General features: G+C 72.6%; 20 protein-coding genes and 1 pseudogene. 16 read left to right on the top strand and 5 right to left on the bottom strand.

The features are described from left to right. Positions 1–146: 146 nt before the first annotated feature. Both AB0D66_RS24830 and AB0D66_RS24835 read right to left on the bottom strand, forming a co-directional pair. On the bottom strand, positions 147–983 hold the full coding sequence (locus AB0D66_RS24830; RefSeq protein WP_362307503.1) for a hypothetical protein: 837 nt from the start codon (positions 981–983) through the stop codon (positions 147–149). A gap of 16 nt (positions 984–999) precedes the next feature. Then, the gene (locus tag AB0D66_RS24835) at positions 1,000–2,538 is read right to left on the bottom strand and encodes a PQQ-binding-like beta-propeller repeat protein (RefSeq protein WP_362307506.1); all 1,539 of its coding nucleotides are present in this window, start codon (positions 2,536–2,538) and stop codon (positions 1,000–1,002) included. Between the two features lie 140 nt (positions 2,539–2,678). Here AB0D66_RS24835 and AB0D66_RS24840 point away from each other — a divergent pair, with 140 nt between their 5' ends. The 4 genes from AB0D66_RS24840 (at position 2,679) to AB0D66_RS24855 (ending at position 6,442) form a co-directional block, all read left to right on the top strand. Then, complete coding sequence (locus AB0D66_RS24840) at positions 2,679–3,923, top strand: serine hydrolase domain-containing protein (RefSeq protein ID WP_362307509.1); 1,245 nt, start codon at positions 2,679–2,681, stop codon at positions 3,921–3,923. A gap of 103 nt (positions 3,924–4,026) precedes the next feature. After that, entirely contained in the window at positions 4,027–4,506 is a 480-nt protein-coding gene (locus AB0D66_RS24845) for a GNAT family N-acetyltransferase (RefSeq protein ID WP_362307512.1), read from the top strand. Between the two features lie 58 nt (positions 4,507–4,564). Beyond that, positions 4,565–5,083: a SigE family RNA polymerase sigma factor gene (locus AB0D66_RS24850; protein WP_362307515.1), complete on the top strand. Its 519-nt coding sequence runs from the start codon at positions 4,565–4,567 to the stop codon at positions 5,081–5,083. Positions 5,084–5,143: 60 nt separating this feature from the next. Next, on the top strand, positions 5,144–6,442 hold the full coding sequence (locus tag AB0D66_RS24855; RefSeq protein WP_362307518.1) for a hypothetical protein: 1,299 nt from the start codon (positions 5,144–5,146) through the stop codon (positions 6,440–6,442). A gap of 21 nt (positions 6,443–6,463) precedes the next feature. Here AB0D66_RS24855 and AB0D66_RS24860 read toward each other — a convergent pair whose 3' ends face one another. Further along, entirely contained in the window at positions 6,464–8,038 is a 1,575-nt protein-coding gene (locus tag AB0D66_RS24860; RefSeq protein ID WP_362307623.1) for a bifunctional 3'-5' exonuclease/DNA polymerase, read from the bottom strand. Between the two features lie 211 nt (positions 8,039–8,249). Between AB0D66_RS24860 and AB0D66_RS24865 the strand changes: the two genes are divergently transcribed. From AB0D66_RS24865 to AB0D66_RS24875, 3 genes are all read left to right on the top strand, one after another. Continuing rightward, positions 8,250–9,437, top strand: a complete 1,188-nt coding sequence (locus tag AB0D66_RS24865; RefSeq protein WP_362307626.1) for a DUF2786 domain-containing protein — start codon at positions 8,250–8,252, stop codon at positions 9,435–9,437. Between the two features lie 525 nt (positions 9,438–9,962). Beyond that, complete coding sequence (locus tag AB0D66_RS24870) at positions 9,963–12,008, top strand: FUSC family protein (protein WP_362307521.1); 2,046 nt, start codon at positions 9,963–9,965, stop codon at positions 12,006–12,008. A 130-nt stretch (positions 12,009–12,138) separates the two neighbouring features. After that, positions 12,139–12,384, top strand: a complete 246-nt coding sequence (locus AB0D66_RS24875) for a DUF397 domain-containing protein (RefSeq protein WP_069920830.1) — start codon at positions 12,139–12,141, stop codon at positions 12,382–12,384. 119 nt (positions 12,385–12,503) lie between these two features. Here the strand turns inward: AB0D66_RS24875 and AB0D66_RS24880 are convergent, their stop codons facing one another. After that, positions 12,504–13,013: an ATP-binding protein gene (locus AB0D66_RS24880; protein WP_362307525.1), complete on the bottom strand. Its 510-nt coding sequence runs from the start codon at positions 13,011–13,013 to the stop codon at positions 12,504–12,506. Between the two features lie 330 nt (positions 13,014–13,343). Here AB0D66_RS24880 and AB0D66_RS24885 point away from each other — a divergent pair, with 330 nt between their 5' ends. From AB0D66_RS24885 to AB0D66_RS24925, 9 genes and pseudogenes are all read left to right on the top strand, one after another. Continuing rightward, complete coding sequence (locus tag AB0D66_RS24885; RefSeq protein ID WP_362307528.1) at positions 13,344–14,222, top strand: helix-turn-helix transcriptional regulator; 879 nt, start codon at positions 13,344–13,346, stop codon at positions 14,220–14,222. Positions 14,223–14,311: 89 nt separating this feature from the next. After that, positions 14,312–15,769 (top strand): aldehyde dehydrogenase family protein, encoded by a 1,458-nt coding sequence (locus AB0D66_RS24890; RefSeq protein ID WP_362307531.1) that lies wholly within the window; start codon positions 14,312–14,314, stop codon positions 15,767–15,769. Between the two features lie 57 nt (positions 15,770–15,826). Next, positions 15,827–17,908: pseudogene (mrdA, locus tag AB0D66_RS24895) on the top strand (penicillin-binding protein 2); the annotation flags it as partial. Positions 17,909–18,001: 93 nt separating this feature from the next. Then, complete coding sequence (locus AB0D66_RS24900) at positions 18,002–18,514, top strand: DinB family protein (RefSeq protein ID WP_362307535.1); 513 nt, start codon at positions 18,002–18,004, stop codon at positions 18,512–18,514. A 23-nt stretch (positions 18,515–18,537) separates the two neighbouring features. Then, positions 18,538–19,173 (top strand): PadR family transcriptional regulator, encoded by a 636-nt coding sequence (locus AB0D66_RS24905; protein ID WP_362307537.1) that lies wholly within the window; start codon positions 18,538–18,540, stop codon positions 19,171–19,173. A gap of 107 nt (positions 19,174–19,280) precedes the next feature. Beyond that, the gene (locus tag AB0D66_RS24910) at positions 19,281–20,216 is read left to right on the top strand and encodes an ATP-binding cassette domain-containing protein (protein ID WP_362307540.1); all 936 of its coding nucleotides are present in this window, start codon (positions 19,281–19,283) and stop codon (positions 20,214–20,216) included. Continuing rightward, the gene (locus tag AB0D66_RS24915; protein ID WP_362307543.1) at positions 20,213–21,007 is read left to right on the top strand and encodes an ABC transporter permease; all 795 of its coding nucleotides are present in this window, start codon (positions 20,213–20,215) and stop codon (positions 21,005–21,007) included. The genes AB0D66_RS24910 and AB0D66_RS24915 overlap by 4 nt, the downstream gene beginning before the upstream one ends. 83 nt (positions 21,008–21,090) lie before the next feature. Continuing rightward, a complete protein-coding gene (locus AB0D66_RS24920; protein ID WP_362307546.1) occupies positions 21,091–21,849 on the top strand; it encodes a MerR family transcriptional regulator in 759 nt (252 codons plus the stop codon). A 142-nt stretch (positions 21,850–21,991) separates the two neighbouring features. Further along, the gene (locus AB0D66_RS24925; protein WP_362307549.1) at positions 21,992–22,684 is read left to right on the top strand and encodes a VTT domain-containing protein; all 693 of its coding nucleotides are present in this window, start codon (positions 21,992–21,994) and stop codon (positions 22,682–22,684) included. A 76-nt stretch (positions 22,685–22,760) separates the two neighbouring features. Here the strand turns inward: AB0D66_RS24925 and AB0D66_RS24930 are convergent, their stop codons facing one another. Beyond that, positions 22,761–24,401: a threonine/serine exporter family protein gene (locus AB0D66_RS24930; protein WP_362307552.1), complete on the bottom strand. Its 1,641-nt coding sequence runs from the start codon at positions 24,399–24,401 to the stop codon at positions 22,761–22,763. Positions 24,402–24,664: the final 263 nt, after the last annotated feature.

The following is a 24,664-nucleotide window of genomic DNA, read 5'->3' on the forward strand; positions in this document are numbered from 1 at the left end:
TCTCGGCTCGTCGAGCGCCAACCACCGCTCCGGGGCGCGGCTCCTGCGCGTGCGCCATACGAAGTCCCCCGATGTTTTGCCCCTGCAACATAGAGCATGCATCCGAATCCGGCACATCTGGACCGGGGAGCGAACGGCAGCGGCGGTCAGGGGGCCGCGGGGTCGGGCTCCTTCGGGTCCCCGGCGAGGCGGACGGTGCTCAGGATGCGCATGACCAGGTCGTCGCCGACGGCGCCGGGCACGCCCGTGCGGCCGTGGAAGTCCCACGCGACGAAGCCGCCCTTGGAGTTCTTGAAGCCGAAGACCACGGCCCGGCCGTCGCCGGCGCAGCGGTTGGGCTGCGGGGCGCCCGCCGAGCGGGCCTTGACATAGGTGCCCCTGACTCCGGCCTTCGTGCGGTACTCCACCGGCTTGTCCCAGCTCACGAGGCTCTTGTCGGGCTGGGTGTGGGCGGCGTACACCCAGGTCGGGGCGCTCCGCTCGGCGACGTCGACGGTGTCCTTGGCCCCTTCGGCGCCCTTGGTGCCGACGGAGGCGAGTTTGACGTCCTCGGTCCGGCCGTCGCCGTTCGCGTCGATGCTGCACCACTTGGACTTGTAGAAGGCGGGCGCCGAGTGCCCGATGAGGACCTTGTCCGGGTCCTTGCGGTCGGTGTAGCCGCTGAAGACGGTGGGGGCGGCGACCTCCCAGTCCGGCGGGACGTCGAAGGCCGTGCCGTGCTCCGGGTTGACCACGGTCTTCCACCCCGCGATGAGCGGTTTCGACGGGTCGGCCGCCACCGGCCGGTCCTCCCCCCGGTACCGGACGTAGACGACGGCGGTGGCGGCGGCGACCGCCACGGCGGTCAGCACGCAGATCGTGACGACGGTGCGCCGGCGTCCGGGCCGCCGCTGCGGCTGCGGCGGCTGCGGCGGTTGGGGCCGCTGCAGGGGCGGCGGCCATTCCGGCGGGCCGAACCGGTCCTGCTGGTACGGGTTCTGCACGTGTCCCCCTGTTCGCCTATGTGCCGAAGGAAAGGATCGCGCGGCTCACGACCGTGGGCTCCGGGCCGTTCACCCTGCCGTTGAGCAGGAACAGCCGTCCGCCCGCCCAGGCGATGCGGACCCCGTGGTCGTAGAAGACGCCCTCGGCCCCGGCGGCCGCCGCCGGGCTCTGCAGGAGCGGCTGGGACGAGCCGTCGGCCGGGGAGAGGGAGACGACCGAGGCGGCCGCGCCGACGCCGGGTGCGATGTAGACGACGACCCGGCCGTTCTCCACGGCGAGCGGCCACATGGTGCGGCCCTTCGGCTGCTCGGCCGTGCTCCACTTCTCCTTGCCGGTGTTCAGGTCGACGGCGACGACCTTGAGGGTGTCCTCGATGCCGAGCTCCTGGCCGGCCTTGCCCGCGCCGATGTAGAGGGTGTCGGCGTCGGCCACGGCGGCGAAGCAGTCCTGGTAGCCGGTGGAGTTGCCCCAGCCGTTGCACCGGCCGCTGACCCCGAAGGCGGCATCGCTCTGCGAACGGACCTTCCCGTCGGCGGTGAACGCCGTGATGTTCCAGGTCTTCTTCTCCTTGGCGTACGCCGCGACCACCAGCGGGTCCACGGACAGCACCCGGCCCACGTTCCAGCCCTTGTCGTACGTGTGGCTCCACTTGGAGCCGCCGGTGGCCGGATCCAGCTCCTCGACCATCACCTGTGCGGACGAGGTGGGCTCCTTCGGAGGGAAGCAGTTGCGGATGGCGATGAGCCGGGAGCCCCCGGCGAACGCCCGCGGCGAGCAGCCGTTCGTGTGCGACGTACCGAAGAGCTGGCGGCCGTCGGTGACCGAGAAGCCGCTCATGAAAGCCGGCCTGGCGACGGCCACGGTGTCGCCGCTGATGGCCATTTCGAGTTCCAGCGCCGTGTCGTAGCGGCTCTCCTGCGGGACCGGAACCTTCCAGCCCGCCGTCCCCGTGGTGAGGTCGACCAGCTGGATCCGGTTGCAGTGCGCCGTGTTCGAGTCGCTCTCCTTGACGCCGACGACCAGCTTGCCGGCGGCGGAGGGGAACCGGGGGACCCCGCACAGCGGAGTCTCGAGGGAGAGCTTCCACTTCTCCTGGCCATCGGCCACCGCATGGCCGGTGACCTCCTTGTTCATCGCCCTGACCACGACGTCGCCCACCCGCCAGGGGCCGAACTGCCCGGCACCCGAGCCGGGCAGCTCGGTCTGGTTGTCGCGCAGCCAGACCCGGGCCTCGCCGGGCTGGATGCCGGCATTGGGGTCGTAGGTGTCGGTACCGGTACCGGGGCCCTTGCCGTCGCCCTGGTCGACGGAGGGGGCACCGGTCGGCACGGCCGTGTCCTTGGCTTCCTTCGCGTCCTTGCCCCGGTCGCCGCCGAGCGTGAGGTACGCGCCGCCGCCGATGACGAGCAGGACGACGACCAGCGCCGCCAGGACCGCGGCCGGCCGGCCCCGGAACGGGCCGCTTGGGCCGGTACCCCCGCCGGCACCGCCCCCGCCGGACCGCGGCTCGAACGGTTCGGGTGGCGGCCCGAAGCCGGCCGGTGTCTGGTTCATGGCACGAGTCTGGCCGGTACAGGGGCCTTTCTAGAATAGATTTTTAGACTACTTCGGCCGCCGGCCCAGGTCGCCCGGGCCGGGGCGCGGGGCTACGTTGGAAGGGCGGGGGCTGAGTTCCGCGTGGCGGGAGGCCGGCCATGGTGACACGGTGGCGCAGTGCGGCGGTGGGGGCGGCCGCGGTGGGGCTCATGCTGGTGCCCCTGGGCGCCGCAGCCGGATACCCGGGGGCCGCAACGGCGGGCTCCGGATCCGCGGGGGACGGGGTGGCGCGGCCCGCGGCCTCGGTGGCGGCGGCGCCCGCCGTGGAGGACTTCCCCCTGCTGACCCCGGCGGTGGCCGCGCGGCTGGACGAGGCCGTCAGGAAGACCATGGCCGACGCGAAGGTGCCCGGGGTGATGGTGGCCCTGTCGGCGCCGGGCAAGGGCGAGTACGTACGGGCCTTCGGCGTCGCGGACCAGGCGACGGGCGCGCCGATGGCCACCAACCTGTACATGCGGATCGGCAGCGTGACCAAGACGTTCACCGTGACCGCGGTGCTCCAGCTGGTCGACGAGGGCAGGGCCGCGCTCGACGACCCCGTCGGGAAGTACGTGGACGGGGTCCCGAACGGCGACCGGATCACCCTGCGCGAGCTGGCCGGGATGCGCAGCGGGCTGTTCAACTACTCCGCGGACGAGGACTTCTACAAGGCCCTGACCAGCGACCCCCAGCGGGAGTTCACCCCGCGGGAGCTGCTCGGGTACGCCTTCAAGCACCCGGTGCTCTTCGAGCCGGGCGCGGAGTTCCTGTACTGCAACACCAATCTGATCCTGCTCGGACTGGTCGTGGAGAAGGTGACCGGGCAGAAGCTCGAGGACTACGTCAACCGCGAGGTCGTCGCGGCGGCCGGGCTGAAGCACACCCTGTTCCCGACGGGCGCGGAGTTCCCGAGTCCGCACGCCCACGGCTACACGGACCAGACGGCCTCCGGGAAGACGGAGGACGCCACGAACTGGAACCCCTCCTGGGGCTGGGCGGCCGGGGCGATGATCTCCGACCTCACCGACCTGCGGAGCTGGGCGAAGACCCTGGCCACCGGGACCCTGCTGACCCCCGCCACCCAGGCCCAGCGGCTGAAGGTGGACCCGGCCCTCCCGGGCGCGGGCTACGGCCTGGGCATCTTCGACGTCCGGGGCTGGATCGGGCACAACGGCTCCCTGCCGGGCTACGGGACGCTGGTGGTGTACCTGCCGCAGGCGCAGGCCACGATGGTGGTGCTGCTCAACACGGACATCGGCTACGAGGGTTCCGAGCCCAGCACGCTGTTCGGCGAGGCGATCACGAAGGTCGTCACCCCCGAGCACGTCTTCTCGCTGCCCGCGCAGCCCGTCACCGGCCACTGACCCTCCCCCCGGACTCCGTCCGAAGGCCCCCGCGCCCCGCCCGCCCGTGGCCCCTTGCCCGCACAATGGTGCCCGGCACGGCAGCGGAACCAGGGAGACACGGATGAACGGTCAGGCAGCAGCAGCACACTCGGGCGTCGCGGTACGCACCGCGGGCGAGGGGGACCTGGCGGTGGCGGCGGAGCTGTTCCGCGGCTACCTGGAGTTCTACGAGGTCGACGTGAAGGACGCGGAGCGCCCGCGCGCCTTCCTGGCCGAGCGCCTGGCGAAGGACGAGTCGGTCGTCCTGCTCGCCGATGTCCCCGGCGCCGGGACCGTGGGATTCGCCCAGGTCTACCGGACCTTCTCGTCGCTCTCCATGCGCCCGATCTGGATCCTGGGCGATCTGTACGTCGCCCCCTCCGGCCGCCGCACCGGCGCGGGCCGGGCCCTGCTGCGCGAGGTGCTGCGCCGCGCCCGCGAGGCCGGGGTGGCCGGCGTGCAGCTGGAGACGGCGTACGACAACACGGTCGCGCAGGGCCTGTACGAGGCGGAGGGCTTCGTCCGCGAGGGTTTCCACGTCTACTTCCGCGAACTGGGCTGAAACATTTCCGCACCCCTGTCGCGTCATGGGGGTGAGACGGGCGGGAGGGGGAGTGTGCATGCGGCAGGGACGCAGGGACGGGTTCCGCGAGTTCGCGACGGGGCGGTCCGGTCATCTGTACCGGTCGGCCTGCCTGCTGACGAGCGGGGACACCCACCTCGCGGAGGACCTGGTGCAGGAGACCCTGGGGCGGATGTACCTGGTCTGGGGGCGGATCTCGCGGATCGACAATCCGTCGGCGTACGCGCAGACGGTGCTGGTGCGGGCCTTCCTGACGCACCAGCGCCGCCGGTCGGCGGGTGAGCGCCCGGTCGGGGAGTTCCCCGAACCGGGAGCGGCGGCCGCCGGCGGCGACGCCGATCCGGCGCTGCGGCTGACGCTGCTGGAGGCGCTGGGGCGGCTGGCGCCGAAGGACCGGGCGGTGCTCGTGCTGCGGTACTGGGAGGACCGCAGCGTCGAGGAGACCGCCGACGCGATGAACTCCAGCTCGGCGGCGGTCCGTACCCGGACCACGCGGGCGCTCGCCCGGCTGCGCGATCAACTGGGCGGCAGCCCCGCCGAGTTCGCCGAGCCCTGACCATGACCGTCCGTCTCGCCGGCTCAGCCCCTCAGTCAAAACCGGAAGGTCTGGTTCCCTATGCCCCTCGAAGATGAACTCGGCGAAGCCCTCCGGCGTGCGGGGAACGGTTTCACGGCCGACCGGGCGGCCCTCGTGGACGCCGGTGAGCGGCGCGGCCGCCGCCTCGTGGCGCGCCGCCGGGCCGCCGTGATCGGCGGGTCGGCGCTGGCCCTGGCCGTGGTCGCGACGGCCGGCGCCTACACCGGCGGCCTGCTGGACGGGTCGGACGGCGGTCGCCGCGCGGAGCCCGTCGCGGCGCTGCCCCCGACGCCGGGCCGCGGGTCCGGACCGGAGGCCGACCCCGAGAGGCCCGGGGCCGGCACCGGCGCGGTCACCGGCGAACAGCTGCTGGCCGTGTTCAGGGAGCTGCTGCCCGGCGGGAAGCTGACCGACACCACGGCGCGCGGTACCGAGGAACCCCCCTACGTGTCCGGCGTGTACGACGACGGCAAGGGCAGGGCGGCCGTCAGCCTGACCCTCTCCCGCGTGGACCCGCACGGCAGCAACGCCCGCGAGCTGACCGAGTGCGGGGACAAGAACATCCAGGAGTACGACGACTGCACGACCGACCGGCTCCCGGACGGCTCCAGGGTGCTGCTGCACCAGGGGTACGAGTACCCGGACCGGCGGGTGGACACGAAGCTCTGGCGGGCCGTGCTCGTGACCCCGAGGGGCTACCTGGTCCAGGCGTCCGAGTGGAACGCCCCGGCCGAGAAGGGCGTGCCGGTCAGCCGGCCCGACCCGCCGCTGACCACGGCCCAGTTGAAGGCCCTGGTCGCCTCGGACAAGTGGCACCCGGCGCTGAACGACCTGCCGGCGGCCGAGCGGGACCCGGCCGCCGACGCGGAGTCCGCGACCGCCCTGCGGAACCGGCAGGCGGAGGTGGCGTTGAAGGAGCTGCTGACCCCGTACGGGATGGCGATCCTCTCCCAGGGAGGGGAGGGCAGTCAGAACAGGGGCGACGAGCGGGGCTACGCCGTGCTCGACGACGGCCGGGGCAGGTCCCTGGTGCAGCTCGGCGTCCAGCGGACCGGCAACACGGCCGTCTTCACGGCCCTCTTCTCGGGTGCCGATGTCACCACGCTGCCCGACGGCACCAAGGTGAGGGTGACGCAGGGGCCCGCCGAGAAGGGCACGGGCAAGGGCGTGGTCGAGTGGTCCGTGGACACCCTGCGCGAGGACGGGCTGCGCGTGCGGGTCTCCGCCTTCAACACCGCCAACCAGAGCGGCGCGCCCACGCGGAAGTCGCCCGTGCTGACGCTGGAGCAGCTGAGGGAGATCGCGCTGGCCCCGGGCTGGAACCGGCTGCGCGACTAGGCCGCCGTCCGGCGGAGCGGGCTATTTCGCGTCGGCGTAGCACTCCACGACCGCCGTGGTGAACGGGAACCGGACCGGGGTGTCGCCGAAGGCGATCCGGCCGGCCCGGTCACCGGAGGCGCGGATCGCCTCGGCGACGGCCCCGGCCTCCTCGGCCGGGCAGTGCACGATCACCTCGTCGTGCTGGAAGAACACCAGCTCGGCCCGCATCCCGGCCAGGGTCTGCCGCAGGGCCGCGAGCAGCAGCAGGGCCCAGTCCGCGGCGCTGCCCTGCACGACGAAGTTGCGGGTGAACCGGCCGCGGGCCCGGGTGTTGGTCGAGGCGTAGCTCGGGGTCCAGGAGTCCTCCCGCTCCTGCGGGATCCCGGCTTCCCCCTCCTCGGGGACCTCGGCCGGCGGCGGGCAGGTGCGGCCGAGCCAGGTCCGTACGAGCCGGCCCTCCTCCCCGGCCCTGGCCGCGTCGTCCACGTAGGCCACGGCGCGCGGGAAGCGGCGGCGCAGGGCGGCCAGGTTCTTGAGGCCGTCCCCGGAGGTCTGCCCGTAGACGGCGCCCAGTACGGCGATCTTGGCCTTGTCGCGGTCGCCGGAGAAGCCCTGGCGGGAGACGGCGGTGTAGAGGTCCTCGGGCCGGCCGGCCACCTCCATGAAGGCGGGGTCGCGGGAGATCGCGGCGAGCACCCGGGGCTCCATCTGGTCGGCGTCGGCCACCACCAGCCGCCAGCCCGGATCGGCGGCGACGGCCCGGCGGATCACCTTGGGGATCTGCAGGGCCCCGCCGCCGTTGGTCACCCAGCGGCCGGTGAGGGTGCCGCCGGGGATGAACTCCGGGCGGAAGCGTCCGTCGCGCACCCAGTCCGCGAGCCAGCTCCAGCCGTGGGCGGTGTAGATCCGGTACAGCTTCTTGTACTCCAGCAGCGGCTCGACGGCGGGATGGTCCAGCTCCTGGATCGCCCAGCGGCGGGTGGACGTGAGCTTGATCCCGGCCTCCGCGAAGGCCTTGACCACGTCGGCGGGCAGGTCCGGGCGCACGCGCCGGCCGAACGCGGCGGAGATCCGGTCGGCCAGCTCGGCGAGGCGGCGGGGCTCCCCGCCGCCCGCGTACCGCTCGCCGAGCAGCTCGGTCAGCAGGGCGCGGTGGACGTCGGCCCGCCAGGGCAGGCCCGCGCGGTTCATCTCGGCGGCGACGAGGAAGGCCGCGGACTCGGCGGCGGTGAGCAGCCGCATGCGGTCGGGGTGGGCGGTGGCCCCGAGCCGTCTCGCCTGGTCGGCGTGGACGGCGAGCAGGGCGTCGAGGGGGACGGGGGTGGCGGGCCGCGGATCGAAGAGGGAGTCCTGGGCGGCGGGGTCGGCGGCGCGCTGCGGCGGATCGGGCGGTACGGGGGCGTTGTTCAGCCGGGCCCAGGCGGCGGCGGCCGAACGGGGCTCGCCGGAGCGGCCCTCGTGGCCGAGGAGCAGCAGCTCGGCGTCCTCGACGTCGTAGCACCGTTCGACGCGGACGCCGGCGGCGAGCAGGCGGGGGTACACGGCCGCGGTGGACCGCCAGACCCAGCGGGTGGCGGGGGGCGCGGCGCGGACGGCTTCCGCCGGGTCGCGCACGGTGGTCCGGGGGCCGGCCGCGGGGTCCACGGGGCCGGCGTGCCACAGCCCGTCGCTGTCCTCGGCCAGGGCCCACCGGCCGGCGTTCTCGCTCACGAGTGCGAGTCTCCCACCGGGGTCCGACAGTGCCGTGGCGCCGTGCCGCGGCTCCTTGACCGGCTCCGGTCGCGGGCCCGGCCGCCGGAGGGGACGGTACGGCGGACATGCCAAGCTGAGAGGTGTGAGAGACCTTGCCGAAACCGTCGACCGAGCCTTCGCCGCCGCCCTCTACGCCCAGGACGACGCCGGGCTGGACACCGGGGCGTCCCTGCTCGCCGCCGAGACCGGGCGGTGGGCCGAGGTCGGCCGGGAGCTGCTGGGGCGCGGGGAGGCGTACGTCCGGCAGGGCTGGGAGCGGGGCTGGCAGCCGGCCGACGTGCTCCGGCTGGTCCGCCGGGACCTGGAGGAGCGGCACCTGCGGATCGCCGGGGACGTGATCGCCGCCGAGGCGCGCCGCTACGCCCGGCTCCCGGAGCGCTGGACCGATGCCGAGGTGTGGTGGGGCGAGGACGGCTCGTACGCCGAGCGGCTCGCGCAGCGGGAGCGGACGGACCGGTTCACGCTGGCCACCGCCTTCCTGGAGGTGTTCCGGCTGCTGATCCGGCTGCCGTCGATCGAACCGGTGGGCCCGCTGCCCGGCGACCCGGCGGACGCGCTCGCGGAGCACGCGCACATCGAGCCGCGCATGCTCGGCCGCATCCGCGCGCTGCTCGCGAAGGCGGAGGCGACCACGTATCCGGAGGAGGCGGAGGCGCTCAGCGCCAAGGCGCAGGAGCTGATGGCCCGGCACACCGTGGACGAGGCGCTGCTCGCCGCCGGCGGCAAGGGCCCGGCCCAGGTGCCGGGCGCCTGCCGGATCGGCGTCGAGCCGCCGTACGAGGAGGCCAAGGCGGTGCTGCTCGACGCGGTGGCCACGGCGAACCGCTGCCGGGCGGTGTGGAACAGCGGCTTCGAGTTCTCCACGGTGGTCGGCTTCGAGAGCGACCTGGAGGCGGTGGAGCTGCTGTACACCTCGCTGCTGGTGCAGGGCACGGCGGCGATGACCCGCGCGGAGGCGGCGCAGCGTGCGGGCGGGCGCAAGCGGACGAAGACCTTCCGGCAGTCGTTCCTGCTGGCGTACGCCAGTCGGCTCGGCCGCCGGCTCGCGCAGACGGCCGAGCAGGCGGTGGGCGGGACCGCCGAGTGCCTGCCGGCGCTGGTGGCGCGGGACGTGGCGGTGACCTCCCGGGCGGAGGAGATGTTCCCGCGGACCACGACGACGCGGTTGCGGGGCGCGAGTGACCACGCGGGGTGGGAGGACGGCACGGCGGCGGCCGACGCCGCCCACGTCGGCGGCCGCCGTCCCCCGCTGGCGCGGTAGCCGGGGGCGCCGCCGTATCGGCTGCCGCGTGAGCCGGGGTGCTTGCCGCGCTCGGCCACCGGTGCCCGCGGGTAGGGCTCCGCGCGTTACACCGCTACCGCGGTAGCTGGGGCTCCGCCCCAGACCCCCCGCCTCAAACGCCGGCGGGGCTGGATACGGCAGCCCCTGCTCCGCCCCAGACCCCGCGCTCAAACGCCGGCGGGGCTGGATATGGCAGCCGGACGCAACGTGCCCCGCCGCGCACAACCCAGCCCCGCCGGCGTTTGAGGCGCGGGGGTTCGGGGGCGGAGCCCCTGACGGCGGAGCCGCGCACGGTCGGTTCGTTCCCGGGACGGGTTCGCCCCCAGGGCTGGGCCGGTGCCCCGGATGGGGCTGCGCTCCCGACGGGCCCGGGCCCGGGGCACGGGAGGGGGCTGCGCCCCCGACGGCCCCGGGCCCGGGCCGGCCCGTACTCCGGGCCCCCGGCCGGCCCCGGCGGACGGGTTGGGCGGGGGCAGAGCAGGGCAAAACGGTACGCTCGGCGTCATGAGTTGGCTTCGGGCGCTGAAGGACACCGCCCGGGCCGGCATGACGGTCGAGCGGGCCCGCCTGGAGCCGCTCGTCGCCCTGCGCGCCACCGCCGGGCTCGCCATCGTCGTCGCCGCGGGACTCGCCCTCCTCGGCCCGGGCTCGGCGGCCAGTTCCGCCTTCGGCGCCTTCATGGCGGCCATCGCCACCTTCCAGAAGAGCTGGCGCCCGCGCCCCGTCCTCGCCCTCGCGGCGGGCCTCACCCTGGCCGTCTCCACGTTCGTCGGCTACCTCGTCGGCTCCTCGCACATCGCGCTCTTCCTCGCCCTGCTCGCCGTCTGGACCTTCCTCGCGGGCCTGATGTGGGCGGCCGGCCCCACCGCCGGGATCATCGCCTCCGGCAACGTCGCGATCATGCTCGTCACCGTCACCCTGCCCACCTCCGTGCCGCAGGCCGCCGGGCACGCCGCGATGATCGCCGCCGGCGGGGTCGTCCAGGCGCTGCTCATCGTGCTGTTCCCGGTCCGCCGCTGGGGCGCCCAGCGCGACGCCCTCGCCGACGCGCTCGCCGCCGAGGCCGACTACGCGCGGCGCCTGCGCCAGGACCCCCTCGCACCCTTCGACCCCCAGCCCCTGATGAGGGCCCGGGACGCCGCCGCCGTGACGGTGCGCCAGGCCCGCCGGCGCCCCGCCGAACTGCACGGCGCGCGCGGGCTCGCGGAGCGGATCCGGCCCGTGCTGGCCTCGCTCGCCGATCCGGCGGTCGGGGCCCCCGCCGAGGGCCCGGCCCGCGACCGGGTCCGCGAACTGCTCGCCGCCGCGGCGACGGTGCTGGACGCCGCCGCGCGGGCGATCCGGCACGGGGACCCGGTACGCCTCCCCGCGCCGGCCCTGGCGGCCTTGAAGTCCCCCGACACGGCGGACCTGCTGTCCGGCGCGCCGCTGCGGGCCGCGCGCCGGCTCGCCGCCCTGCTGGACGACGTACTGGAGACGGCCGAGCCCGGGACGGGCCGCACCGCCGATCCCGGCGAGTCGATGCTCCGGCCCAGCCTGCCGGGGCTGGTGCCGCTGGTCCTGCGGGCCGTGCGCGCCGAACTGCGCCCCGGCTCCCCGGTCCTGCGCCACGCCCTGCGCCTGACCGCCGTGGCCTGCGCGGGCCTGGTGATCGGCCGCGCGCTGCCGCTCGGGCACGCCTACTGGGCCCCGATGGCCTCCGTGATGGTCATGCGCCCGGACTTCACGCAGACCTACTCGCGCGCCGTGGCCCGCTTCGGCGGCACCCTCGTGGGCGTGGCCGTCGCCACCGGCATCGTGCAGCTCGCCCAGCCCGGCATGTACCTGTCCGGCTTCCTCGCCGTGCTCAGCGCGGGCCTGATGTACGTCCTCATGCGCACCGGGTACGCCGTCTCGCAGGTGTTCGTCTCCGCCTACGTCGTCTTCCTGCTCGGCATGGGCGGGGTCCGCTGGGACCAGACCGTGCCGGACCGGGTCGCCCTCACCCTGGTCGGCGGACTGCTCGCGATGATCGGCTACGCCCTCTACCCGGCCTGGGAGACCCCGCGGCTGCGGACCCGCCTCGCGGACTGGATCGCCGCCGACGGACGGTACGCGGCCGCCGTGCTCCACCAGTACGCCGACCCGGCCGGGGCCCGCCGCGCCGACGTACGGGAGGCCCTGCTGGCCGCCCGCGACGCCCGGGTCGCCTGGCAGGAGGCCCTGGACCGAGCCGCGGGCGAGCCGGTGCGCCACCGGGGGCTGTCCCGCGCGGCCGCCGACGGCGCGGGCGGCGCCGTGGCCGCGCTGGGCCGCGGCGCCATGCTCCTGGAGGCCCATCTCCCCGACCGGGCGCACGAGCCGGTGCCCGGCGCGGCCGTCCTGGCGCAGGCGGTGCGGACCGCCACCGAGACGGGCGCCAAGGCGGTGCGCGAGCGCCGCGTCCCGGAGTGGGAGGAGGTCAGGGCGGTGCTGGCGGGCGGGGACGGTCCCGGGCCGGGGCCGGTCCGGGAGGCCGGCGAGCAGCTCCTGGAGTCGCTGGACGAGGTGTCGCGGGCCCTGCGCCCCTGAGGCCGGGCTCCGGCCGGACCGCTCTGTGATCAGGGAAGCACCGCGCGTGCACGTGCATCTGCCCATGCATGCGCCAATGAACACAGCTATGATCCGGTGCAGTTGACATCTGCACTATCGGGGGCTTCCTGTGGACCACGCGTACAACGGGATGGCAGCTGCAGAACTCGCTTCCTTGTTTGAGCTGACCTGGCAGAAGAGCAGACACAGCAACTCGCAGGGATCCTGCGTGGAGTTCGCGAGACTGCCCGGCGGCGATGTCGCCATGCGCAATTCACGCTTTCCGGACGGCCCGGCGCTCGTCTACACGCCGGCCGAGATAGAGGCCCTGCTCCTGGGCGTCAAGGACGGCGAGTTCGATCACCTCATCGGCTGATGATCGGATGATCCGCTGACGGAACGGCGCACCTCTTCACGCCATGCACGTGCACTGGCCGGGAATGATCACTGAGATCAGTCCCGGCCAGTTGTCTTGTCGAGGGGGGTGGTTCCCGCTCAGTCGTGGAGCAGGAACAGCGCCCAGACCACCTTGCCGGTGAGCCGGCCCGCGAGCGGGTGCCAGCCCCAGCTGTCGCTGTAGGAGTCCACCAGGAACAGCCCGCGCCCGGACTCCAGGTCGCAGTTCTCCTCCGTCCGCTCGGGGGAGAAGGAACCCCCGGGCCGGTCCTCGCTGGGGTCGCGCACCGCGCACACCAGCCGGGTGCTCCACCGCATCAGGTGCAGCCGCACCGCCGGCTCCGCCTCGCCGCCCGCGCCGCGCGGCTCCTCGGGCAGGGCATGGCGCAGCGCGTTGGTGACGAGCTCGGAGACGACCAGCGCGACATCGTCGAACCGCTCGTCGAGACCCCATTGCGTCAGCGTGGAACGGCAGAAGGAACGTGCCCCCCGGACCGCTTCGAGGCGGGCGGGCAGAGCGCAGGACGCGGACCCGGACACAGCCGTGGGATCGACCGGGGGAAGCCCCTGCCGTAACGGCTCGAGCATGGTCGATCCATTCGTCCCCATGCGAGGCACTCCCGGGATTCGCGGACGGGGCGGCGGCCTCGTCCAAAGAGAACTGCGGGGTGGGTCCGGCGCCGGCGCGAAGTGCACGCAGGTGCGCGGGGACCATCGTTCCGAATGGGCGAGCCGGATGCAAGGGCAGATGCACGTGCACGCGCCGGACCTGTCCACTCCCGTGATGGTTCTTGCTCATTTCTTCCTACGCATCCTTACGGACTTCTTTTCCGGGAGCCGGGATTCCGTTACAGAACGAGTACGGGCCGATGCGTTTTGGTGGCAGACTGCGGGCCCTGGGGTGCGGGGGCCCCTCGACGCGCACGCATGCCAATTGCGATGGGGAGGGCAGTACTCGTGACCGCAGAAGCGAGCGGTTCGGTGGTGCGCCGCATCCTCCTGGGCTCACAGCTCAGGCGACTCCGAGAATCCCGCGGCATCACCCGTGAGGCGGCCGGCTACTCGATCCGCGCATCCGAATCGAAGATCAGCCGCTTGGAGTTGGGAAGGGTGAGCTTCAAGGCCAGAGACGTGGAGGACCTCCTCACGCTCTACGGGGTCACGGACAACGCCGAGCGCGAGTCCCTGCTGGGCCTGGTCCGCGAGGCCAACGCGACGGGCTGGTGGCACAGTTACGGCGACGTGCTGCCCGGCTGGTTCCAGACCTACATCGGGCTGGAGGGCGCCGCCTCGCTCATCCGGATCTATGAAGTCCAGTTCGTCCACGGCCTGTTGCAGACCGAGGCCTACGCCCACGCCGTCGTCAGCCGCGGCATGCCCGGTGCCACCGCCGCCGAGATCGACCGCCGCGTCGCGCTGCGCCTGGAGCGCCAGAAGGTCCTCGTCTCCGAGAACGCCCCGGTCTTCCACGCCGTGCTCGACGAGGCCGCCCTGCGCCGCCCGTACGGCGACCGCGACGTCATGCGCGGCCAGCTGGAGCACCTCATCGAGGTCTCCCAGCGGCCCAACGTGCAGCTCCAGGTGATGCCCTTCTCCTTCGGCGGCCACGCGGGCGAGAGCGGAGCCTTCACCCTGCTGCGCTTCCCCGAGTCCGACCTCCAGGACATCGTCTATCTGGAACAGCTCACCAGTGCCCTCTACCTGGACAAGGACGAGGAAGTGGGGCAGTACGGGCGGGCGATGGAGCGGCTCCAGGCCGATTGCCCCGACGCGGACCGGACCCGGGATCTTCTGCGCGGTCTGCTCCAACTGTCTTGATTCGAACGTACTATGACTCCTGATCAGTGCATGACGACCGATCGGTCTCCGGTGCAGCGCACGGGTGCGCGCTCGCAGTAAGGGATGGCATGTCCATATTCAGCGACCTGGCTCACCAGTACATCGACGGCGAATGGCTGGCCGGTACCGGTTCGTGGGACATCATCGACGTCAACCCCTACAACGGGGAGAAGCTCGCGGCCATCACGGTGGCCACCGTCGAGCAGGTGGACCAGGCCTACCGCGGCGCCGAGCGCGCCCAGCGGGAGTGGGCCGCCACCAGCCCGTACACCAGACGCGCGGTCCTGGAGCGCGCCCTGCGGATCACCGAGGAGCGCGAGAAGGAGATCGTCGAGGCGATGATCGACGAGCTCGGCGGGACCCGTCCCAAGGCCGAGTACGAGATCCGCCTCGCCCAGGAGTTCATGCGCGAGGCGATGCAGCTCGCCGTCCGCCCCGAGGGCCGGATCCTGTGCTCGCCCGTCGAGGGCAAGGAGAACCGGGTCCAGAGGCTCCCGGTCGGCGTGATCACCGTGATCAGCCCCTTCAACTTCCCCTTCCTGGTCACCCTGAAGTCGGTCGCCCCGGCGCTCGCGCTGGGCAACGCGGTGGTGATCAAGCCGAACCAGAACGCGCCCGTGGTCGGCGGCGGGGTCATCGCCAAGATCTTCGAGGACGCGGGGCTGCCGGCCGGGCTGCTGAACGTGCTGGTCACCGACATCGCCGAGATCGGCGACGCGCTCCTGACCCACCCCGTCCCCAAGGTCATCTCCTTCGCCGGCTCGGACCGGGTCGGCCGGCACGTCGGGGCCGTCGCCGCCCGCCACTTCAAGCGCACCGTCCTGGAGCTCAGCGGCAACAGCGCGCTCGTCGTCCTCGACGACGCCGACCTCGACTACGCGGTGGACGCGGCCGTCTTCAGCCGCTTCGTCTACCAGGGCCAGGTCTGCATGGCCGCCAACCGCATCCTGGTCGACGCCTCCGTCGCGGAGGAGTTCACCGAGAAGTTCACCGCCCGCGTGCGCGCCCTGAAGACGGGCGACCCGCACGAGGCCGACACCCACATCGGCCCGCTGATCAACTCCTTCCAGGCCGACGCGCTGACCGCGCTGGTGGACCAGGCCGTGGAATCCGGCGCGACGGCGCTCGTACGGGGGTCTACGCGCGGCAACCTGGTGGAGCCGACCGTGCTCACCGGCCTCCCCGAGGACTCCCCGCTGATGGGCCAGGAGATCTTCGGCCCGGTGGCCCTGCTGGTGGTCTTCGACGGCGAGGACGAGGCCGTCCGGCTGACCAACGCCACCCCGTACGGACTGAGCGGGGCCGTGCACACCCGGGACGTGGAGCGCGGCGTCCGCTTCGCGCAGCGGATCGAGACGGGGATGATCCACGTCAACGACTCCACGATCGGGGACGAGCCGCTGGCCGCCTTCGGCGGGGAGAAGGCCTCGGGCCTGGGCCGCCTCAACGGGGAGGCCACCGTGGAGGCCTTCACCACCCAGAAGTGGATCTCGGTGCAGCACGGTCGCAGCCGATTCCCGTTCTGACACCCGAGAGGTCCTAGACTCGACCGGGCGTAGTGGAGCCGCCCGGGGGAGTGCAAGTTGAGCAACATACCCGAGACCGGCCGGACCCCTCGGGTCCAGAACCGGCTCGTCGTCATCCAGATCGTGGTCTTCTCACTGCTGCTCACCCTGGGCGGACGGCTCTGGTACCTCCAGATACGCAATGGCCAGGAGTACACCGACGAGGCCAAGAACAACCACGTCCAGCGGGTGGTCCAGCCCGCCGTGCGCGGCTCGATCCTGGACTCGCGCGGGGTGCCGCTCGCCGACAACGCGACCCACCTGGTGGTGTCCGCCAACCGCACCGAGCTGCTGACCATGAAGGACCGCGGCAAGGCCGTGCTCACGCGCCTCGCGGGCGTCCTCGGCATGGACCCCCAGGAGGTCGTCGACAAGGTCCGGCTCTGCGACTCCAAGACCCCCCAGCCCTGCTGGAACGGCTCGCCCTACCAGCCGATCCCGGTCAGCGACGAGGCCACCACCGAGCAGGCGCTCCAGATCCACGAGCACGCGGAGGACTTCCCCGGCATCACCGCGGAGCCCACCGCGATGCGCCGCTACGCCGCGCCCGACCAGGCCAACACCTCCCAGGTGCTCGGCTACCTCTCGCCGGTCACCGACGAGGAGATCGCCAAGGCGAAGAACTCCGACTCGCCCTACCTGCGCTCCGACCAGGTCGGCCGCTCCGGCCTGGAGCGCACGTACGACAAGGAGCTGCGCGGCAAGGCGGGCATCACCCGCTACGAGGTCGACAACCTCGGCCGGGTCATCGGCCAGGGCGGGACCGACAAGGCGCAGCCCGGGTCGAACGTCGTGACCTCGATCGACGCCCGGGTCCAGGCGGTGGCCGAGCGCGAGCTGAACAACGCGATGACCGACGCCCGCGACGTCTACGACAAGAACACCCGCAGGAACTACGAGGCCGACTCGGGCGCGGTCGTGGTCATGGAGTCCAAGACGGGCCGGATCGTCGCGATGGCCTCGAACCCGACCTACGACCCGAACGCCTGGGTGGGCGGCATCTCCGCCAAGGACTACGCGTCGCTCACCGACAAGGAGTCGAACTACCCGCTGCTGAACCGGGCGATCCAGGGCCAGGCGGCGCCGGGCTCGATCTTCAAGGTGGTCACCTCGACCGCGGCGGTCAACGCCGGGTACCCGTTCAACAGCCGCTACCCCTGCCCCAGCTCGTACTCGGTCGGCAGCCAGACCTTCACGAACTTCGAGTCGCAGGGCCACGGCGACATCACGATCGGCCGCGCCCTGGAGGTCTCCTGCGACATCGTCTACTACCTGCTCGCGGACCAGGAGTGGAAGAAGGACGGCGGGATCAACCCGAAGAAGAACCCGAACGACTGGTTCCTCAAGACGGCCCACGAGTTCGGCCTGGGCAAGCGCACCGGCATCGACCTGCCGAACGAGGTTCCCGGCCGGGTCCCCGACCGGAAGTGGAAGCAGGACTTCTTCGACGCGAACAAGGACGCCTGGTGCCGGGACGGCAAGAAGAACGGCAGCTTCGCCGAGAAGATCGCCTACGAGAACTGCCGCCAGGGCAACCAGCTGCGTGAGGGCGACGCGATCAACTACTCGATCGGCCAGGGCGACACACTCGTCACCCCGGTCCAGATGGCCTCCGTCTACGCGGCCATCGCCAACGGCGGCACCCTGCACCAGCCCAGCGTCGGCAAGGCGGTCGTCAGCGCCGACGGCGCGTCGGTCCAGGAGATCGCGCCCAAGGAGCAGGGCAAGCTCCCGATGGACGCCAAGACCCGCGCCAACATCGACGAGGCCCTCGCCGGGGTGGCCACCTCGGGCAGCGCCGCCTGGCGGTTCGGCGGCTGGCCGCAGAAGCAGATCCCGATGCACGCCAAGACCGGCACCGCCGAGGTCCAGGGCAAGCAGACCACCTCGTGGTTCGCCTCCTACACCGAGGACTACACGATCGTGATGACGATCTCCCAGGGCGGCACCGGCTCGGGTGCCTCGGGACCGGCGGTCCGCAAGATCTACGAGGCGATGTACGGGCTAGACCCGACGGGCAGGCAGGACCTCTCCAAGGCGCTGCTGCCGAAGCCGGCGACCGCCCTGCCCGTGCTCAAGCCGGACGAGGTACCCGCCCCGTGACGCAGCCGATCGAGGACAGAAGCTGACCGCAAGGCTGCGTAGCGTGGTTCTTGTCAGCAGGAGAGGCACCCCACAGAAGGCGGTAGGACCATGGCTCAGGCTTCCACCGAGATCCCCGGCGACGAGCGCGGCACGCTCCTCGCCTTCGTCGAGGCCCAGCGCGCGGCCCTGCGCGCCTCGGTGCTCGGGCTGAGCGAGGAGCAGGCCGCGAGCCGCCCCAGTGCCAGCGAGCTGTCCCTGTCCGGGCTGCTCAAGCACGCGGCCGAGGTCGAGCTCAACTGGCTGCGGCTGGCCCAGCAGCAGCCCAACGAGCGGCAGCGCACCGAGGCCGACTGGGGCGAGGCCTTCCACCTGACCGACGGCGAGTCCATCCCCGCCGTGCTGGCCTTCTGGGACGGGGTCTCCAAGGAGCTGGAGGCCTTCGTCCTGGCCCTGCCCAGCCTCGACGAGGCGTTCCCGCTGCCTCCGGCGCCCTGGTTCCCCCAGGACGCCAAGGTCTCGATGCGCTGGCTGCTGTTGCACCTGGTGGAGGAGTACGCCCGGCACGCGGGCCACGCGGACATCGTCCGCGAGAGCATCGACGGCACCAAGGCCATGGGCTGAGGGGGACTGAGTAGCCTGGCCCCATGTCAGCGATCCGGCTTCTCGTCCTCGGTGCCGTCCGCCAGCACGGGCGGGCGCACGGATACCAGGTGCGCAACGACCTCGAGTACTGGGGCGCGCACGAGTGGTCCAACACCAAGCCCGGGTCGATCTACCACGCGCTGAAGCAGATGGCGAAGCAGGGCGTCCTGCACGCGCACGAGGTGGCGCCCAGCGCCGCCGGCGGACCGCCGCGCACCGAGTACGAGGTCACGGACGCGGGGCGCGCGGAGTACTTCAGGCTGCTGCGCGAGGCCTTGGCGGCGTACGACCAGAAGACGGACGTGCTGTCCGCGGCGATCGGCTTCATGGTCGATCTGCCGCGGGCCGAGGTCCTGGAGCTGCTCGGCGAGCGGCTGTCGAAGCTGGCGGGCTGGCGGTCGGCGGTGACGGACTACTACACGCCGGAGGCCGGGCCCGAGCAGCTGGGGCACATCGGCGAGATCATGCACATGTGGGTCCATTCCGCGGACGCCGAGGCGCAGTGGACGCGGGGCCTGATCGCCCGGATCGAGAGCGGCGCGTACTCCTTCGCGGGCGAGGGCGGCGAGCCGTTCGTGGGCGTCCTGGCGGACGGCGAGGAGAACCCGTACGCGCAGTCCGCCCCGCCCTGCCCGTAGGCACGCGCCTTTCGGAACATCACGCGTAATCAAGTTTGACTAGCCCTTGGGCGGGGCACTACCTTGCAGGTTGCTATTCAAGTTTGACTAGTAAGGAGTCGGTCGCGTTGGCGATCTCCCTCGAAGGTGTCCACAAGCGGTACGGCGACAAGCACGCCCTGGCCGGGCTCGACCTGGAGGTGGCCCGCGGAACCGTCCACGCGGTGCTCGGCCCCAACGGGGCCGGCAAGACCACGGCCGTGCGGATCATGAGCACGCTGCTGCGCCCCGACGAGGGCGTGGTGCGGGTGGCGGGCCACGACGTACGGACCGACGCGGCGGCCGTCCGCTCCCGCATCGGGCTGCTCGGCCAGCACGCGGCGCTCGACGAGGAACTGGACGGGCGGCAGAACCTGGAGATGTTCGGCCGCCTCCACCACCTGGGCGCGCGGCGCGCCGGGCCGAGGGCGGACGAGCTGCTCGAGCGCTTCGGCCTCTCGGACACCGGCCGCAAGCCGGTGAAGAAGTACAGCGGCGGCATGCGCCGCCGCCTCGACCTCGCGGCGTCCCTGATCACGGACCCGGAGGTGCTCTTCCTGGACGAGCCGACCACCGGACTCGACCCGCGCGGCCGCGCCGAGGTGTGGAGCGCGGTCCGCTCCCTGGTCGGCGGCGGCACCACCGTCCTGCTGACCACGCAGTACCTGGAGGAGGCCGACCAGCTCGCCGACCGCATCGCGCTGGTCGACGCGGGCCGGGTGGCCCGGGAGGGCACGGCGGACGAGCTGAAGGCCCTGGTCGGGGCGGACCGGATCGTCGTCGTCCTGCGGGACCCGGCGCGGCTGGCCGAGGCCGCGGCCCTGCTCCCGGACCCCTCGGTGGACCCCGGGGCCTCGACGCTGAGCTTCCCGGTGGAGGACAGGATGGCGGGCCTGGCCCTGACCCTGCGGGCGCTGGAGGGCGCCGGCATCGAAGCGGAGGACCTCGCGGTCCGGCGGCCCACGCTGGACGAGGTCTTCCTGCACCTGACGGACCGGTCCGACCGAGAGGGCGTGGCGGCATGAGTGCGGCCTGGGCGGTCTCGGACTCCTGGACGATGACCCGGCGCGAGCTGGCGCACTGGGCGCGGCAGCCGGTGCAGGTGGTCGTCGGACTCGTCTTCCCGGTGATGCTGCTGCTGATGTTCGGCTTCCTGGTGGGCGGCGGCCGCGGGATCGACGGGGAGTACGTCGAGTTCCTGGTGCCGGGCATGTTCGCGCTGACCATGGCCTTCGGGCTGGAGGCGACGATGACGGCGGTCACCCGGGACCTGGAGAAGGGGGTCATCGACCGGTTCCGGGCCATGCCGATGTCCTCCTCGGCGGTCCTGGTCGGCCGCAGTGTCGCGGACATGATCCAGTCGGCGGTGGGGCTCGTCGTCCTGGCGGGGGTCGGGCTGCTGCTCGGCTGGCGCTGGCACGGCTCGGCCGCGGCGGCGCTGGCGGCCTTCGCGTTGCTCCTGCTGCTGCGGTTCGCGATGCTGTGGATCGGGATCCACCTGGGCATGGTCGCGGGCCGGCCGGAGCTGGTCCAGGCGGTGCAGATCCTGGTGTGGCCGGTGGGCTTCCTGTCCAACGCCTTCGCCACCCCGCAGTCCATGCCGGGCTGGCTGGGGGCGGTGGTCGAGTGGAACCCGATGTCGGCGACGGCGACGGCGGTCCGCGACCTGTTCGGCAACCCGGCGGCGGCCTCCGCCCAGGCCTCGCCGTCCTGGGCCTTCGAGCACGCCGGCCTGCTGGCCGTCGGCTGGCCGCTCCTGCTGCTGGCGGTCTTCTTCCCGCTGGCGGTGCGCCGCTTCCGGGGGCTGAGCAAGTAGTCCGCCGGGCGGACTTGCACCTCACGCGGCGTGAGGACCCACAGTGAAGGGCGTACCCAACCGGAACGAGGAGGGAAGCGGACATGGGCTACTCCGTGGGCCAGGTCGCCGGATTCGCCGGAGTGACGGTGCGCACCCTGCACCACTACGACGAGATCGGTCTGCTCTCGCCGAGCGGCCGCAGCCCTGCGGGTCACCGTCGCTACGACGACGCCGACCTGGACCGGCTGCAGCGGATCCTGTTCTACCGGGAGCTCGGCTTCCCCCTCGACGAGGTCGCGGTCCTGCTGGACGACCCGGAATCGGATCCGCGGGAGCATCTGCGCCGGCAGCACGCCCTGCTGACCGACCGGATCGCCCGGCTCCAGCAGATGGCCAAGGCCGTTGAGCACGCCATGGAGGCGAAGAAGATGGGCATCAACCTCACGCCCGAGGAGAAGTTCGAGGTCTTCGGGGAGCACGACCCCGAGCAGTACGAGGAGGAAGTGCGGGAGCGGTGGGGCGGCACGGAGGCCTACGCCGAGTCGCAGCGCCGGGCCGCCTCGTACACGAAGGACGACTGGCAGCGGATCCAGGACCAGTCCGCCGAGTGGGGCAGCCGCTACGCGGCCCTCGTGGAGGCCGGCGAGCCCGCCGAGGGCGAGCGGGCGATGGACCTGGCCGAGGAGCACCGGCTCCACATCACCACCTGGTTCTACGACTGCCCGTACGAGATGCACACCTGCCTGGGTGAGATGTACGTCGCGGACGAGCGCTTCAAGGCGTTCTACGACGCCCTGCGGCCCGGCCTCGCCGAGCACCTGCGCGACGCGATCCTGGCCAACGCCGTGCGCAGGGCGTAGCCGGAACGTCACGCACTCGACCCCCTCCGGTGCCTGGAACCGGGAGGGGGTCGTGTGCGTTGATAATTGAGACTGCCTTTACCTTGCCCGCACCCGCCTGCTGCCCCCGGCACGCCCCCCGATCCAGGAGAGTCCGGAACCCGTGTACACGATTGCGCTCGGCCCTGAGTGGCTGTCCCCGGACTATCTGATCTCGCACTTCGGACTGATCGGCATCCTGGTCATCGTCTTCGCGGAGTCGGGACTCTTCGCGTTCCTGCCCGGTGACTCGCTGCTGTTCACCGCGGGTCTGCTGGTGGCGGACGGCCAGTACATCAAGCAGCCGCTGTGGCTGGTCTGCACGCTGATCGTGGCCGCCGCGATCATCGGTGACCAGGTCGGCTACATGATCGGCAAGTTCTTCGGGCCCAAGCTGTTCAACCGCCCGAACTCCAAGCTCTTCAAGCGGGAGAACCTCGACAAGGCGCACGAGTTCATGGACCGGCACGGCCCCAAGGCCATCGTGCTGGCCCGCTTCGTGCCGATCATCCGGACCTTCGCGCCGATGGTCGCGGGCGCCGGCTCGATGAAGTACCGCACCTTCCTGACCTACAACATCATCGGCGGCATCGGCTGGGGCGCGGGCGTCACGGTCGCCGGCTACTGGCTCGGCCAGATCGAGTTCATCAAGACGAACGTCGAGCCGATCCTGGTGGGCATCGTCCTGATCTCGGTCATCCCGGTGGTCTTCGAGGTGCTGAAGGCGCGCAAGGAGAGCAAGGCCGCGGCCGCCCAGGCCCCGGTCGAGGCCGAGGGCCAGGCCCCGGGCCAGCGCGGCCGCCACGCGAAGCGCTAGGCGCCGTCTGAGGCCGCCCGCAGCGGCCGTACGCCCCGGAACCCCCGCGAGGGTCCCGGGGCGTACGCGTGCCCCCTCAGAAGCCGCGGGTCCGCTTGGCGGCGCGGCGCTTGGCGGCGCTGGCCGCCCCCGGGATCCGCATGAACAGGCGCGAGGCCTCCGAGCCCAGGTTGACGCCGATCGCGATGGCCAGGGCGATGGCCGCGGCGTTCACGAGCGAGCCGAGCCCCTCGTTCAACCGGTTCTCCGCGATCAGCAGCAGCCCGTAGTACGTCGCCGAACCGGGCAGCAGCGGCCCGATGGCCGCGGTCGTGTACGGCAGCGCGGAGGCGAAGCGGTAGCGGGAGAACAGCTGCCCGAACAGGCCGACCAGCCCGGCGGCGATGGCGGTGGACGGCACGGGCGGGATCTCGCCCGCGTAGTGCAGGGCCCCGAAGGTCACCCACGCCACTGCGCCGTTCAGCGTCACGATCCACACGGTGGACCGCTCCTGCTGGAGCAGGACCGCGAAGGTGAACACCAGCACCATCGAGGCGGCGATCTGGATCAGCGGCCGCTGGTGGATCTCCAGGACCTCCTCCGGCCGCGGCGAGGAGTCGAACTGCAGGCCGACGTAGAGCACGACCAGCACGCCCATGATGATGCCGATGAAGAGGTACATGACCTCCAGCAGCCGGGCGGAGGCGGTGATGTAGTAGCCGGTCAGCCCGTCCTGCACCGCCGCGACCAGGGCCCGCCCGGGCAGCAGGGCGAAGAGCCCGCCGGTGATCACCGCGGAGGCCTTGACGTCGATCCCCGTCATGTTGAGCGCCACCCCGATGGCGGCCGGCGGCATCGCGGCGACCACGAACTGGTAGAACTCCGGCAGCCCGCGCCCGGCGCACAGCCAGGCCAGCCGGTCGCCGAGGACCGCTCCGAGGGACGCCGCGATGAAGACCAGCACCCCGCCGCCGACCAGGGTGGAAGCCGCGCCGGCGAGCAGTCCGGCGGCGGCCGTGAGCATCCAGCCCGGGTACGGGTGGCGGTTGCGGCGGATCTCGGCGAGGCGGCGGTAGGCCTCCTCCAGCGAGACGTCGATCTCGTGGGCGCTGATGTCGTCCACCAGCCGGAAGACGGCGGAGAGCCGGTTGTAGTCGGTGCCGCGGCGGCGCACGGTCCGGTTCGCCGACACCGGGTCGTCCACCAGCGACGGCTGGTGGGTGATCGACAGCATGGTGAAGGTGACCGTGGGCTCGCATCGGTCCAGCCCGTAGGAGCGGGCCACCGCGAACATGGCGGCCTCGACGTCCTCGGCGCCCTCGCCGCCGGCGAGCAGCAGCTCCCCGATGCGCAGGGTCAGGTCGAGCACGCGGCCCACGGCGGGGCCGGTCTCGGCCGTCCGCTGCACGAGGTCCGGTACGGGCCGCACGTCCACCGGCATGCGCAGCATCGTGCGCATCCGGTCCTGCCAGGGGGACTCCTTCATCCGGGCGACGGGGAAGCCCTGGCCGGGGGTGTAGGCGAGCGGGGAGTGCGCGGCGCTGTAGGTGGCCGGGGTCGCGAAGGCCGAGCCCTCCGGCTCGGGCTGCACCGGCTCCGCCCCCGCCGGAAGCGCGAACTCCGAAGTGGGCTGATCGTCCTCCGCGGCCTCGGGCTCCATCCCGGGCGGCGGTGTGAAGGCGCTGTGCGCCTCGTCGGACTGGGGCTTGCGGTCCTCCGCCCCATCGCCTTCCGCCACGCGCCCTCCAGCTCCGTGATCACCTGCCGTATCAGTATGCGGAACCGTTTCCTCCCCGGCGACGCCGAGCCCCTGACGAGGCCGTCTGCCGAAGCCGCGCCCCACGGGGTGATCCCCCTACCCGCCCTGCCCCCGTTCCCCGGGGCTACGCACCGGGGGACCGGGCAGCCCGGCCCCGGACGCGACAGCGGGCGGCACCCCCGTGAGGGGATGCCGCCCGCTGTCGAGCCCGAGGGGCCGGGGGAGGGAGCCTCCACCGGCCT

It is taken from the genome of Streptomyces sp. NPDC048270, assembly GCF_040652335.1.
GTDB lineage: Bacteria > Actinomycetota > Actinomycetes > Streptomycetales > Streptomycetaceae > Streptomyces.